Origin of the sequence: Candidatus Pseudoscillospira sp. SGI.172, from assembly GCF_050313575.1 — a bacterium.
Lineage (GTDB): Bacteria > Bacillota > Clostridia > Oscillospirales > Oscillospiraceae > Vermiculatibacterium.
Map to the genome: position 1 here is coordinate 1 of NZ_JBNPLQ010000045.1, position 13,832 is coordinate 13,832.

A 13,832-nucleotide genomic window follows, 5' to 3' on the forward strand; every position below is an offset into this window, starting at 1 on the left:
GGAACAGCGAGGGGCGATTCGGAGCCCCTCACTGTCCTCCCGAAAATTGCGTTCGGTGAATACCCTTATTTCGAGGAATTTTCAAAAAACTTTTTGAGATCCCGCAGGATACGGTCTCTCCGCTTGATGACCGCCCGCTGGCTGACGCCCATTCTTTGGGCGTATTCCCGTGTAGACGCGCCGTCGAAGAACAGGGCGTTGATGAGTTCCCGGTCGGTATCCTTTAGTGACAGCAGCGCCAGCAAAAGTATCTGCTTCTGCTCTGCCAGATTCCGAAGTTCCTCACGCTCCAGTGCCTCCGTTTCAGCACTGGGGGCCGTTTCCGCTCCGACATAGTCCGGAAGCAGGTCGTCCTCCTCCATCTGCTCCAGAGAGAGCAGCTTGCCGGAGGACTGTTCCTCCGTGATGTAGCGCTCACGGCGGTCTGCCTGGGAGTAGGCCAGATACACATCCTCCGGCACCTCTACGTCCATACCGTCTACAGTGATGATATTGGCGATGACTTCGCCAGCCTCGTTTCGAACGCGCCGATAGTTGCGTTCTTCCTGCCATTTTTTCATGATTCATGACTCCAATCTCAGATTTTTTTGAAATGTCTGAGATTGGGTCACGGATATTTAGCGATATAGGGCTGCCAGCGTCTGCGCATTGTGTGCCTTTCCGCTTTTCAGCCAAAGAAAGGCGCAAAAAAAGAGCCTTACGCATAGCTGAAAAGCTACTTGTAAGGCTCCTAACTCAATGTTCCCATATTCGATGATGGGTGGCTGGTGCGCTTGACGAAGTCATATCAATTGGATTTTTAATTTATGCCTGAACATATCCCATAAAGTGGATGGGCGTGTGGATCAGGGGGTGAGCATCCGGTGTCAGCACCGTGATGCCGATCTGTTCGCCGCACTTGGGGCATTTGGCGATCAGGTCAGGGTGTTCCGCTCTGTGCAGAGCAAACAGCCTGTACTGAGACTGCTCCACACCACTGGGGATATCCGCGATACGGCCCTTGCCGCACAGCGGACAGCGCAGGGAATTGGTTTTTGACATAGCGCCTCTCTTTCTCTGTTCTCTTTTTTGAGAACAGCACATGAAAATTTTTTACAGCAGGTTATGGTTCTCCAACCGAATGCGCATGGCCTGCTTGGATACCTGAAAGATACCTGCCATATCCGTCACCAGCTGTTGATTCGTCTGTCCGGAGCGCAGCTGATAGAAACAGCGCTTGACCTGCGGCAGCGGCAGCAGAAGGATAGAGCCCAGCAGGTTCGCCTGCACTTCCAATGTGTTGTCGCTCTCATCGCCGGAACGGAGCGCCGCGTTTTCGCCGGTCCCGCTGAACTGTTTCTTATGGAGCAGCCAGTGCCCCAGCTCATGGGCGCAGGTAAAGCGCAGCCGCCCGGTAGATGTTTCCTCTTCGCAGAGAGAGCAGTCGATGAGGATGGTGCCGCCCTTGACGGGAAGAAGGTCATAGCGGTGGTTTTCCCAGTCATAGATCGCTGTGAGACCGTCGTCAAAGATGGTCTCGCCCAAAACCCGCCCATTATTCCGCAGATATTGATACTCCAGCACCAGCCCCTGTGCCTCGATGATGTCCTCAATGGGAATGGCTGCGGGGGAACCGTAATAAAGTCTGGGGTCATAGGCGGTGATCACATCGCGGGCGATCCGCTCCAGCGCCTGTTCGCGGTAATATGCTTTTTTCATGCGTCTATTTCACCGCCCTCTTTGGATTTCTTTGCGCGCTGGGTGATCCGGTCGATAAATTCCTGCCACTCCTGGTCTGTGGCGTCTGCCTCCTTCGCCGTGCGGAGCGCGGCCCGGACGATCTCCCGATCCATGATGTAGTCCGGCAGGTCTGCGGATACCCGGTTATTCTGGGACTTGGCGGCAAGATCCAGCATCTGCTCGGTTTCCACCTTGCTCAGATGCAGTTCCTGCTCCAACCGTTCCAAATATGCGCGCGTCGGTGCCGGTCTGCGGTCGTTCTCAATGTTGCTCAGATAGACCGGCGACAAGTCCAGCTTTGCCGCCAGTGTGCGCAGGGACAATCCGATAGATTGCCGTTTCTCTCGAACGAAGCTGCCGAATGTCTGTTCCAAGTAACTCACCTCCTATCCGTGTTCTCTTCTCTGGAAACACTGTAGCCTCAGTATAGCAAACATTCGTTCGATTGGCAAGACGTGAAAAAGATGGTGTTCCCCGCAAGGAACACCATCCAGAAGTTATTTCAGCCACGCTGCCATATCCTGCATTTCCTCCAGCACTGCTGCTGGGCTGACGATGCGAATCTTACCGCTAAAGGTAAAGACCCAACTGAAGAACGGAGGGCTTGGCGCGACCTCGACTGTGGCACGGAAATGCTGTTCATCTACAGTTTCCGTCTGCACATTTTCACCGAAGCGGTCGATGACGCTGCGCATGATCTCATTATCGCACAGCAGCTCTACGGTACAGAGGTTGTCCGGGTACATCCCAAACACCTTGCGGACATACTCCGCCGGATCAAAATTCAGTGTCTGGACTGCCGCCTGTTCCAGCGGTTCGACTGCCGTCATGCGGTCCACCCGAAATTGTGCAATCTTTCCGTGCTTTTCCGACCAGCCCACAGCATAATAGCAATCTCGGCTCCAGATAAGGGCATACGGGCTAAACTGATAGCGGTAGCCGTTATGCTTGAGTATCTTTTCTTTCTGCGGGGTGTATTCGTAATACTGAAAGGTGATCTGCCGTTTTTCCTGAATGGCGTTATGGATCTCATCCACGCTGTAATAGATGCACTCATTCTCCGGTTTGGCGGTGCCGTCCATATAAATATGCCGATCCAACTGGCGGGCATGAGATTCACTGGTGAGCTTACCCAACTTTTCAATAAGCCGCTCGCTCTTTTTGGCCGTAATAAAGCGGGAGGATTCTACCGCGTCCACCAGCAGCTTCAGCTCCGGCAGTTCAAACAGCCTCTCACCCACGAAGTATCGATTCTGGGTGCTTTTGACGCATACGATGTCCATACCGCTGCTTTGCAAGACTTCAATAGCGGAATATACGCTCTTGCGCCCCGCCTGAATGCCATGCTCCTGCCAGAAGGCAAGAATATCCGCCACAGAGGCCGGATGCTGGTCATCCGTATGCTCATACAGATACCGCTGCAATAGCAGCAGACCATATTGGGATTCATTTTTCATGTAGCTGTACTCCATTCAAATGGGAAACGGCGCGGCGGCAATACGTAACCGTCAAACGCAGCAGCGGATGGAAGATTTTCCGTGAAAATGAGAGAATACCCCGTATAGAGCGTAGAGTTCACGCACTATGCGTGTACTCTACGCGAAAAAATGGAGGAGCGCTGGCGGTAGAGGCTGAGAAAGAGGCTTCACTTGATCTCCTGTTCCAGTGTATCGAATTCAGGCGTGGAGAAGAACTCACCGAGGGTAATGTCAAGACCATCACAAAGCTTCTTAATCGTCATGACGCCCGGATTTTTACTTTCATTATTAAGGATACTCTTGATGGTTGCTTGAGGAACGGCAGACAGATTTGCTAATCCGTTCGGTGTAATTTTTCGTTCTGCGCAAAGTTGGCGGATGCGAAGTGCAACAGTTTCCCGAGTATCCATAGTGTAAACCTCCATGACGATTTACCACTATGGTAAATTATTTGAGAAAAGGTTATTAGTGATACTTCACTAACAGAAAAATATGTGCTATAATAGTGATATAACACTATATTGTCCATGTGGCCGGCACCTGGCTTACAATTTATCCACCGATAAATTGGGAGGTCAGCACATGGAATACGGTTATGCAAGAGTTTCGACCAAGGAACAGAATGAGTTGCGCCAACTCATCGCTCTGCGGAAATTCGGTTTAACGGACCGGGCGATTTTTGTGGACAAGCAGTCCGGCAAGGATTTTGACCGCCGCAGCTACCAGCGGCTGCTGCGCAAACTGAAAGACGGCGATACGCTTGTGATCAAGAGCATCGACCGTCTCGGCAGAAACTATGAAGAAATTTTGGAGCAATGGCGCATCATCACAAAGGAAAAGAGTGCGGCAATCGTTGTGCTGGATATGCCTCTGCTTGACACGCGGCGGAATCGCGACCTCACCGGAACGTTGATCGCAGACATCGTGTTGCAGCTGCTATCCTATGTGGCGCAGACAGAGCGCGAGTTCATTCACCAGCGGCAGGCGGAAGGGATCGCCGCAGCGAAGGCGCGCGGCGTGAAATTCGGCAGACCCCGCAAGGCGCTGCCGGAAGGGTTCGGCGAAGTCAAAGCGCGTTGGGAGCGTGGCGAGCTGTCCGCACGTGCGGCAGGAAAACTATTGGGCGTCACCCACCGGAGCTTTTTGCTCTGGGCGCAGGATGACGGATGTAAAGAAATTGTTAAGAAAGAGCGGACGGAGATGCTTGGATAAAAAAGTACGCTTTTTTAGTCGGATTTAAGCCGTTGGCCTATTGCTATTCTGTTGGGGGAGTGCTATGGTAGATATATAAGATTTTGTGTATATCGCTGTGGTCGGCAACCTGTACTTTTTTAACCACTGGGCTGGATACACAATGTGCCATAAAAGCCCTATCCGCCTGTATTGCAGGCGGACAGCTACTCTGCGGGAGGTGAGCGGTAATGCGTCCATCTCTGTACGATTTCTGCACTGGGCATGAACAAACTCACCTGCTGGCACAATGGGACGGTGAACGCAATGCGCCGCTCACGCCGAAGGATGTGACCTACGGAAGCCATCAAAAGGTATGGTGGTACTGCGCCAGCGGGCATCACTGGCAGGCAAAGATCTATTCTCGCTCCGCCGGCAGCGGATGTCCATACTGCTCAGGACGTTTGGCAGAGCCAAAGAAGGCCCTGCGAATGTGCTATCCAGAGCTTGAGCCGGAATGGGATGCAGAGAAGAATGGCCCGCTGCAATTCTCTGAGCTGACGGTTGGCAGCCGAAGGCTTGTATGGTGGCGATGCGCTAAAGGGCATTCTTACCGCTCTGCAGTTAAAAGCCGCACGCAAGGGACGGGCTGTCCCATCTGCGCTGGCCGCATCGTTCTGCCGGAGGAAAACTCTCTGGCGGCAAAATTCCCTGATCTGCTTTCGGACTGGGACACAGAAAAGAATTCCCCGTTGCTGCCGACGCAGGTCATGCCGGGAGCACACCGGAAGGTCTGGTGGAGGTGCCCGAAAGGACATAGCTGGCAGGCGAGCGTTGCCAGCCGCGTCACATCAAATGCAGGCTGTCCGTTCTGCGCGGGACAAAAGGTCCTGTCCGGATTTAATGATCTCGCTTCGCTGCATCCGCGGCTTGCGGTCCAGTGGGACCGGAAAAAGAACGGCGCGCTGACGCCGGAGGCGGTGAGCGCATATTCCAATCGCCGCGTGTGGTGGCTCTGTGACAAGGGCCATTCCTTCTGTGCGGTCATCGCCCACCGTGTGAATAAGGGGAGCGATTGCCCGTACTGCACCAACCGCAAGGTCCTGCCGGGATTTAATGATCTGGAGACCAAGGAGCCGGTGATCGCGTCGCAATGGCATCCAACCCTTAACGGCAGCTTCACGCCGCAGCAGGTGACGCCCGGCAGCAGCCGGAAGGCCTGGTGGCTGTGTGAAAACGGCCATGCGTGGAAATCGGTCATCAGCAGCCGTACAGGAAAACAGCGCTGCGGCTGCCCTGTTTGCGCAGGCAGGCCGCTGAGCCAATGTACGGCGATCTTAGCCGGGCAGCCGGAGAAACCGACACACTAATATAATAGGTGCTCAACTGCGGGGGGCCGCAGAAAACATATACTGTAGGAGGAGATCACATGAAAAGATTGCTTTCGCTGCTGCTGACATTCTGTTTGACGGCATCACTGCTACCGGCACAGGTTCAGGCAGCGGAGAACGCAAGCAGCGGCGGACTTGGCCGACTGGGTATCCGGCAGATATCCGAAAAGGAATATGCCATGACACCCGATGTCAAGGAATACGAATGGATATTGAACAATGGCGCACTGACCCAGCAGATGATGGGTCATGTGATGGAGGTCAAAGTGGGCGAAGGCTCCACAGCTTCCATTGCGGCCGGTTACAGTGATGATAATATCGATACCATCAAAACCGGCAGAAACTGGGCCATGACGGAAACGACCAAACAGGCGCAGAGCATGCAGACCCGTCGCGCAACCAATGTTGTCGGCGCGATCAACGCCGGCGGCTATGACATGAGCAACGGTCGCCCAAGCGGCGCGTTTATCATGAGCGGCACGCAGATCAATGCGCCGACCGGTACGACCTTTTGGATCGATGCAATCGGCAACGCACACATCACCGGCGCGCAGGAATGCAATGCCGCCTTTGCAGAAGACAATGTTTTGGAAGCTGTCGCCAGCTTTGGCGATATCTTTGTGGACGGCCATGCCCGCAGCGATCTTGACAATTCTACCCGTGCTTCCCGCACTGCCATCGGCATCAAGGCTGACGGCACGGTGGTGATGTTCATGGTGGATGGCCGTCAGGCACCCTATTCTGTCGGCATGACCATGGCAGAGGTTGCGGCCTCCATGGAAGATCTGGGCTGCGTGCAGGCCATTAATCTGGATGGCGGCGGCTCCTCGACCTTCGCCACCCAGCGCGAGGGCGAGCCGGAAAGCAGTACCGCCGGTCTGACCCTGCGCTGCCGTCCGTCCGACGGCTACGAGCGTAAGGTGTCCAACACCATCATGGTGCTCTCCACGGCGAAGCCCACAGGTCAGTTCGACCACGCGGTGGTGACGCCCAATGACGAGGTCTATACCCCCGGCAGCACGGTGCAGTTTGCGGCGACCGGCATTGACGCCGCTGGCGGCAAGGCGGAAATTCCCGCAGGTGCTTCCTGGGCGGTTCTCTCCGGCAATGGCCGCATCAATGCGAATGGCCTTTACACGGCTGCCGATACCTGCGGCGAGGTCGAAGTCGGTCTGAAGGCCGGCGGCAAGACCATTGGCCAGACCAGAATTCAGGTGCAGTGGCCGGATAAGCTGGACTTCACCAACAACAGCGTCTCCATTGATTTTGGCCAGACGAGCGACCTGACCTTCAAGCCTACCTGGCAGGGCAGAGCGGTCCATTATAAGGATGGAGACTTTGTGTGGAGTGTTGATCCTACATATTACAAATTTGACGCGCTTGTAGATCCCAAGGCGAACAACACAAAGGGCGATTTCTCTATGGCAATCACGCCGGATACGCTGGGGAAGGATACAGTCGTTGTGGAATACTATGCGTGGGGATCCTCGCTGACCTATACATCAACCTATCGCGTGACGGAGTTGGTTCCGTCAACGGAAAACGGTGCGATGAAAATCACAGCAAAGGTTGAGTATGTGTCCTCCGGCGGCGCAATCGGCGAAAAGAAGCCCGCAAATCTGGAGCAAACATTTTCTGCCTATATTGGAAAGTTTTCTGGAAATAAGTTTGTAGCCGATGAGGAATCTTCTTTGCGCGGCACGATCCATGTAGCGCTTACCACTAATTCCACAGTCCATGGAGAAGTCGATGTTGCGGTTGGCATGGAACCGTTTGTTTTGATGGACTTCGAGGATCACGGCGGTGTAGCCGCGACGGAGTACTGGAAATGCCATGCTGGTCGCTCATCTGCTGGTGTCAGTGGCCAACTTCTTCCGACAGAGGTAAAAGAAAGTCGGCTGTGGATTCGCGACACGACCGATAAGGGTGTGGTATTCCCCGAAGGATATAACAGAATTGTCAGTGCCGAAGAGGATGAAAATGTTCGCTTTGGTCAGTATGCGTTCAAGCTAGGCTATGATTTTACCAATGTTACGGCCGCATCGGCGGTCGCCGCAGCGGACTTCGGTTTCTCCGGTGACCTTCTGGTAAATACGATGCAGCCGACCAGAATCGGTTTGTGGATCAATGTGCCAAAGGATAGTGCTGGAGATACTTCCATCCTCAAGGCTGTGTTGAAGGGCGCTGCGTTTGAAGCCAACCTTAATACCGCCTACATGAAGTTGAATGCTGATGGCAGCGTGAGCTACGTTGACGGTAAGCAGCTCACCGGTACGGCGGCTTATGTTCAGTACTACAGCTACAATGCTGACGGCACGGTGGGCGGCAGTACGCTCAGCGACTGGGCGGGTAAGGGCTGGACCTGGGTAGAAGCGGATATTTCTGCGTTCCAAATGCCCGTTGATGTGTGCCGCGGCTATACGGTACGTGTTACCTCCCCCCAGAACTGCACCAGGCGTGCGGGTTATCTTTACATCGATAATCTCCAGTTCATCTACGGCACGAATACCAACGACGTGACCAAGCCGGTGCTGGAATCGGTCACCGAGACCTCCTCCGGCACGGCGCTGTTGAGCGACGGTTCTGCCGTGCTGAACAGCGGTAATCTCACCTTTAACGCCGTCTATTCCGACAGCGAGCTGACCGATAAATACGCTACCGGCATCGATACCAGCGGTATCCGCGTGCTGCTGGACGGTACGGACTATACCGGCAAGCTGGAGATCAATGACGGTTCCCTCTACCTCAAGGGCGTGGCGCTCCGTAACGGCACCCATACCCTTACCATCCGGCTTAAGGACTTCTACGGCAACGTGACCACCGAAACACGCACCTTCCGTGTGGAGGACGCAAAGGGGATGCAGTCTGCCATTGATATCCTGCCCCAGCCCGAGCCGCCGGAGATCGGCAAGGAATACGTCTTTGCTATTGTAAATAACACTGGCGAGCCTGTCACAAAGGCAGAGTTGACGGTGGATTTCCGCGCTATGGGCAACGCTGCGAAGTATCTTGCGGGCGCTAAGGTCGAGTCACTCAGCAGCGACTATACGCTGACACTGGATCAAAACGCTTTGGCAAAGGGACTTGCCAAAATCACGGTCACAAAGCCGCAAGCTACGCAGGCGCGGCGGGCGATGCGTACCGGTGTGCAGGACACGGATTACAACTATGTTTCCGAGTTGGGTTATCTCATCATCACGATTCCTGAAAATGCCGCATCGGACAGCGTACTGAAATGCACGGTGACGCAGGGCAGCTACACCGTCGCGAACGATAGCGGAACTGGAACGGCTTATACCTTCTCCGGCACAGAAAAGGTTGTCCCCATGACGGCAAGCTATCAGCTCACCTGTGAGCAGGCCATTGCCGGGATGTCTGCCGAACTGACCGTAACGGATGCCGACGGCAAGCCTATTTCTCGTGCGGATATCTATCAGGTGAGCAGTGATGGCAGCCATAAGTTGGGCAGCACCAACATGAAGGGCACATTTACCAAAACCTTTGACACGGCGGGCGAATACACCTTCTATGCCGAAAAGGCCGGCAGCGGCCGCTCCTGGAACCAGCGCGTGATCGTCTGTGAAAGGACGGCTGAGAACGGCGGCAAGCCCTTCGGCATTCTCACCAACGGTGTGACGAAAGCAGGAACCAAGAGCATTACCTGGCTTACCCAGATCGATGGCTTTGCGGCAAAGGCACAGGTAAAGTATTCCACCGAGACCGCACTCAGTGGTGCCACTACGGTGGATGGGACCTCCGCGATCCAGACCTTTGTGCAGAGCACCTGCGGCGATGCGCTGCGGAGCAACAAGGTAACGCTTACCGATCTGAAACCCGGCACTACCTACTACTATCAGGTGGGCGATGGGACAACATGGTCTGATACGCAGAGCTTTAAAACGCCTGCCGTGGACGCGGAAGCCACCAACTTCTTCATCCTGGGCGACATTCAAACAGGCGACACAGCAAATCTGGCTGCAGCGCTGGAAAAGCTGAGAGCAGGAAGCTATGACTTCGGTGTTCAGACCGGCGATGCCATCGACAATGTGACAATGTATGAAACGCATTGCCGTCCGTTCCTGAATACGGTCAATAGCGGTACGCTGGGCGGCGTGGATCTGATCCATGTGCTGGGCAACCATGAGTATTACGGCGATGCGGATGGCAAGATCAGCAAGGCAATCTATGATCTGCCTGAGAGCGCGCAGAACAGCTGGTACAAAATGGAATACGGCAAGGTCTGTGTAGTCGTCGTGAACCATGGCACGAAGCTCTCTGAGACGTTGGCGGACATTGCCGAAAATCTGACCACCGACTGCGTCTGGAAGGTACTCGTGTCGCACGAGCCCATCTATGGCACCGAGTCCGTTTCCGCAACACCGGAGATCCTTGCCAGCATTGAGAAGGCAGGCTTCAGCTTCGTCTTCGGCGGTGATGACCATGCCTATGCCCGCACCTATCCCATGCTCGGCGGCGTGAAGCAGACGGAAAACAGCCGAAACGGCGTTGTGTACTTTGTCTGCGGTGATTTGAGCGGCAAGAGCAACAAGTTTGAAAAGCGAGAGTACTATGCGTGCGCCAAGCCTCATACCGAATACGACGGCATGTATCTCACAGTGCAGGCAACGGAAGCGTCCTTCACAGTCAAGGCTATCAAGTACGATGGCACTGAGCTGGATTCCTACACCAAAACGCGCACCGACTGCGAGTTGGGCAAGCACACGGTGAATGGCACCAGCAAGTACGATATGACCGCTGGAACGATCACTTGCACAGTCTGCGGTACGGCACTGAAACCTGAAGGCGACTATGCTTTCAGTGGTCTGCTCTCTACCACAGACAGCAAACAGGTCATCCTTGCAAACGGAATCGTCAAGAAAAACGAGTTCTCTTCTCAGGGCGAGGACAGATACCATTCCTGCGCGGACGGCTACGCCTTCCGGACCACGGAGAGCGACAGCCGCACCTGCGTGACCGGTGGCTATATTACCTATACCTGTCCGCAATGCACGGCAACGGATCGATCTGATTTTCAGCGCCCCGTCGATCACAAATGGGATGAGAACCATACCTGCACGGTCTGCAAGTGCCACGGCATCGATATCAACAGCGAAGATGTCGACTTCAAATTCGGAAGCCCTGAAAAGCCTCGCGATATCGAACCGGCCCCCAACTATTATTACACCGGCACCGGTGTTCGTCCCGGCAGCTTTGCCAAACGCGGCGACTACGTGCTGACGCAGAACAATGACGCCAACCTCATCAATGGACAGATCCCCGATCTGTATGTGGAATGGCCGGACAGCAAGAATGTCGGCAAGGCCGAGATCAAATGCGAAGGCCGAGGGAATTACTACGGCAATAAAACGCTGACCTACTACATTGTTCCGAACAATGTGAAGGATCTGAGATGCACTTCTGCTGCAATAGATTCCCTGACCCTTGCCTGGAGCGTGGCTCCCGGCGCGGAGTATTATGAGGTCTTCCAGTGCGACGAGAAGAACCAAAGCCGCAAGTCTCTGGGAACCACTGAAAATACCACTTTTGAAGTCACGGGGCTGAGCGCGGACACAGCGTATTATTTCGTAGCGGCTGGCCGGACTAAGGTTCCGACAGAAGACAACAAGGTCTACACCAGCGTAAAATGGTCCAATATCCTCTGCGCAACAACGTCTCCTCTTTCGGCAGATGTAACGGCTATGACTGCCACAGTAGATGGCATGCAGATTCCGGCGGTCGATGTGGACGGTACAAATTACCTGTTCCTGCCTGCCTCGGCAGATCTTGCGAACCTGAATGTCACCATCACCCGCTCGGCTAATGACGGCAGTCTGGTGATTGCAGGCGATCAGAGCAGCCAGCCTGTTACCGGCAATGCTGCTAAACTGAATGTTTCCGCTCTGGCTTCTGAGACGGACGGCTATCGCCTCCTGACTGCAAAAGTCGGAAACGGTACAGCGTTCACCGTCCGCATCATGCAGGCGACGAGCTTGCCGACCATCTATCTGACCAGCACGGATGCGAGCACACAGGGACGCAGCTATGTGGATAGCAGAAAGGGGAACACCACGACGGCGGCGCTCAAGATGATCGACGCAGCCGGCGGCGAGATCAGTACGGGCATCAAAGAGCTCAAGGCGCGCGGCAATTCCACCTTTACCTACGCTGCGAAGAAGTCCTATCAGATGAAGCTGGAAACGGCCTCCAATCTGCTGCAAAACGGCGAGAACGTGAAGACGTGGGTGCTCCTGGCAAACTACTTCGACGCTACACTGATGCATGACAAGCTGTTCAAGGACATGGCGGCTGCTTTGGGAATGCCCTATACAGCGAGCTGCGATTGGGTGAACCTGTACTACGATGGTGAGTATCGCGGCGTGTATCTGCTGAGCGAAAAGAATGCGGTCAAGGATACCGGCATCAATATCACCGATCTGGAAGCTGCGTATAAGGATCAGAATCCGGAGTATGGGACGAACATGACCACCGCGACCGGCACCAATGCCTATGGTGGGAGCTATATCTATACGACCGGCCTTACTGACCCGACCGACATCACGGGCGGATACCTGCTGGAGCTGAACCACGACGCACCGGATGAGGTCAACGGATTTGTGACCAAGAAGGGTAAGGGCGTCAATGTCAAGAGCCCCGAATGGTGCGGCGATGCAGCTATGAAGTACATCAGCGAGTATTATCAGGCGTTTGAGAATGCGGTCTATGCCACGGACAAAAACGGCAATTACACCGGCATCAACGATGACGGCAAGCACTATTACGACTATGTTGACCGTGATTCGCTCGTGAAGATCTTCCTGCTGCAGGAACTGGCGCTGAGTCCGGACGGCTTCATTTCCTCGCTCTATTTCTATAAGGATGTCAACGGGATCATGTATGCCGGTCCCATCTGGGATCAGGACATGACGCTCGGCACCGGCTGGACCAAGTATATCTCGCCGGACACGACCGACTATCACTATCTGGCGGAAGCGCTGATCCAGATCCCCGACTTCCGGGAGGCTGTCATCGCATACTATAACGCGACATTTGCTCCGCAAGCCAATGCTCTGATCACGGAGAACGGTACGATCTATGGTTATGCGGACTGCCTGGCAGATAGTGCGGAAATGAACTTCGTCCTCTGGCCGTATATCCGAGTGGGAGATCCGAATAATGCCGAACACATTTGGAAGAACACCACCTATGCTTCGGTTCTTGCAGATATGCAGAATTGGCTCACACAGCGTATCGCAAAATTGGACATGACTTTTGCGGAAACTGTCTTTGTGACGGGCGATGTGAACGGCGACGGCGTGGTCAATATTTCCGACGCAGTGGCTCTGCTCCGTTACCTCGCGGGGGATGAGAGTGTAAATATAATCATCGGAAATAGCGATATGAACGGTGATGGCACCGTAAATATTTCGGATGCCGTAACGTTACTGCGACGCTTGGCTGGCTACAACGATTGAGGTTCTCTTTTCTACCGAAGGATGCTGGATAGGGCATCCTTCGGTAGAAGCACCAACCCTTTGTGTATCATGTGATACAACATTTTTTATAAAAGAAAGGAACAGAAAAACATGAAGAATGCAAAACACTGGTTATCGGTGCTTCTTTCCGTAGCGGTAGTGCTCACAATGGCAATCACCCCTGCTATGGCAACTGGCACTGATGACAGCAGTGCGGCGACTATCACTGTTGAGACTGTGACAAAAGCAGTTACAGCGGGCGAGGAAGTCACACTGAATGTTTCCCTTGCGGACAACCCGGGCTTTGCTGGCCTTGACTTTACCGTTGTGTATGATCAAAACAAGCTGGAATTGAAGGACGTTGTCAAAGGAGCCCTGCTCAGCAATGGTTTCTTTACGCCCAATGTAAAACAGAATAAAGTAGTCTTTGCTAACGCAGAACTTCTTAGTGGCGATGGTGCACTGTTTACTCTGAAGTTCATTGCTAAGACGGATTCGGATAATGCTAAGGTGGACATCGTAAACAATGGATTTACGGGCATACAAAATGAAAGTTTCCAAGTGAATATCATTCCCGGCGGAGTGAATGTGCCTGGCAGCAC

Annotated in this window: 10 protein-coding genes; 4 read left to right on the forward strand and 6 right to left on the reverse strand. The window is 54.0% G+C overall.

Annotation, left to right across the window (positions count from 1 at the left end; genetic code table 11):
- Nucleotides 1-65: 65 nt before the first annotated feature.
- From ACQRD3_RS12635 to ACQRD3_RS12660, 6 genes are all read right to left on the reverse strand, one after another.
- Nucleotides 66-560 (reverse strand): AsnC family protein, encoded by a 495-nt coding sequence (locus tag ACQRD3_RS12635; RefSeq protein ID WP_427781624.1) that lies wholly within the window; start codon nucleotides 558-560, stop codon nucleotides 66-68.
- Nucleotides 561-804: 244 nt separating this feature from the next.
- The gene (locus tag ACQRD3_RS12640) at nucleotides 805-1,041 is read right to left on the reverse strand and encodes a hypothetical protein (RefSeq protein ID WP_427781625.1); all 237 of its coding nucleotides are present in this window, start codon (nucleotides 1,039-1,041) and stop codon (nucleotides 805-807) included.
- A gap of 51 nt (nucleotides 1,042-1,092) precedes the next feature.
- A complete protein-coding gene (locus ACQRD3_RS12645) occupies nucleotides 1,093-1,698 on the reverse strand; it encodes an ImmA/IrrE family metallo-endopeptidase (RefSeq protein ID WP_427781626.1) in 606 nt (201 codons plus the stop codon).
- Nucleotides 1,695-2,093 (reverse strand): helix-turn-helix domain-containing protein, encoded by a 399-nt coding sequence (locus ACQRD3_RS12650; RefSeq protein ID WP_024723002.1) that lies wholly within the window; start codon nucleotides 2,091-2,093, stop codon nucleotides 1,695-1,697. Before ACQRD3_RS12650 ends, ACQRD3_RS12645 begins: the two co-directional genes overlap by 4 nt.
- 123 nt (nucleotides 2,094-2,216) lie before the next feature.
- Entirely contained in the window at nucleotides 2,217-3,176 is a 960-nt protein-coding gene (locus ACQRD3_RS12655) for a helix-turn-helix transcriptional regulator (protein WP_427781627.1), read from the reverse strand.
- A gap of 188 nt (nucleotides 3,177-3,364) precedes the next feature.
- The gene (locus tag ACQRD3_RS12660; RefSeq protein ID WP_427781628.1) at nucleotides 3,365-3,607 is read right to left on the reverse strand and encodes a helix-turn-helix domain-containing protein; all 243 of its coding nucleotides are present in this window, start codon (nucleotides 3,605-3,607) and stop codon (nucleotides 3,365-3,367) included.
- 172 nt (nucleotides 3,608-3,779) lie between these two features.
- On the opposite strand from ACQRD3_RS12660, the gene ACQRD3_RS12665 reads away from it, so the two are divergent.
- The 4 genes from ACQRD3_RS12665 to ACQRD3_RS12680 form a co-directional block, all read left to right on the forward strand.
- Complete coding sequence (locus tag ACQRD3_RS12665) at nucleotides 3,780-4,409, forward strand: recombinase family protein (protein ID WP_172697341.1); 630 nt, start codon at nucleotides 3,780-3,782, stop codon at nucleotides 4,407-4,409.
- Between the two features lie 209 nt (nucleotides 4,410-4,618).
- Nucleotides 4,619-5,737 carry a zinc-ribbon domain-containing protein gene (locus tag ACQRD3_RS12670; RefSeq protein WP_427781629.1) on the forward strand — a complete coding sequence of 373 codons (1,119 nt, stop codon included), beginning with the start codon at nucleotides 4,619-4,621 and terminating at the stop codon, nucleotides 5,735-5,737.
- Between the two features lie 59 nt (nucleotides 5,738-5,796).
- Nucleotides 5,797-13,230, forward strand: a complete 7,434-nt coding sequence (locus tag ACQRD3_RS12675; RefSeq protein WP_427781630.1) for a phosphodiester glycosidase family protein — start codon at nucleotides 5,797-5,799, stop codon at nucleotides 13,228-13,230.
- A gap of 111 nt (nucleotides 13,231-13,341) precedes the next feature.
- On the forward strand, nucleotides 13,342-13,832 hold a 491-nt coding region (locus tag ACQRD3_RS12680), incomplete at its 3' end, for a cohesin domain-containing protein (RefSeq protein ID WP_427781631.1).

What these genes read in the sequence shown, in the direction of transcription:
- ACQRD3_RS12640 (WP_427781625.1), bottom strand. Translation starts at nt 1,041, where the DNA reads ATGTCAAAAACCAATTCCCTGCGCTGTCCGCTGTGCGGCAAGGGCCGT.
- ACQRD3_RS12645 (WP_427781626.1), bottom strand. Translation starts at nt 1,698, where the DNA reads ATGAAAAAAGCATATTACCGCGAACAGGCGCTGGAGCGGATCGCCCGC.
- ACQRD3_RS12670 (WP_427781629.1), top strand. Translation starts at nt 4,619, where the DNA reads ATGCGTCCATCTCTGTACGATTTCTGCACTGGGCATGAACAAACTCAC.
- ACQRD3_RS12660 (WP_427781628.1), bottom strand. Translation starts at nt 3,607, where the DNA reads ATGGATACTCGGGAAACTGTTGCACTTCGCATCCGCCAACTTTGCGCA.
- ACQRD3_RS12655 (WP_427781627.1), bottom strand. Translation starts at nt 3,176, where the DNA reads ATGAAAAATGAATCCCAATATGGTCTGCTGCTATTGCAGCGGTATCTG.
- ACQRD3_RS12665 (WP_172697341.1), top strand. Translation starts at nt 3,780, where the DNA reads ATGGAATACGGTTATGCAAGAGTTTCGACCAAGGAACAGAATGAGTTG.
- ACQRD3_RS12675 (WP_427781630.1), top strand. Translation starts at nt 5,797, where the DNA reads ATGAAAAGATTGCTTTCGCTGCTGCTGACATTCTGTTTGACGGCATCA.
- ACQRD3_RS12635 (WP_427781624.1), bottom strand. Translation starts at nt 560, where the DNA reads ATGAAAAAATGGCAGGAAGAACGCAACTATCGGCGCGTTCGAAACGAG.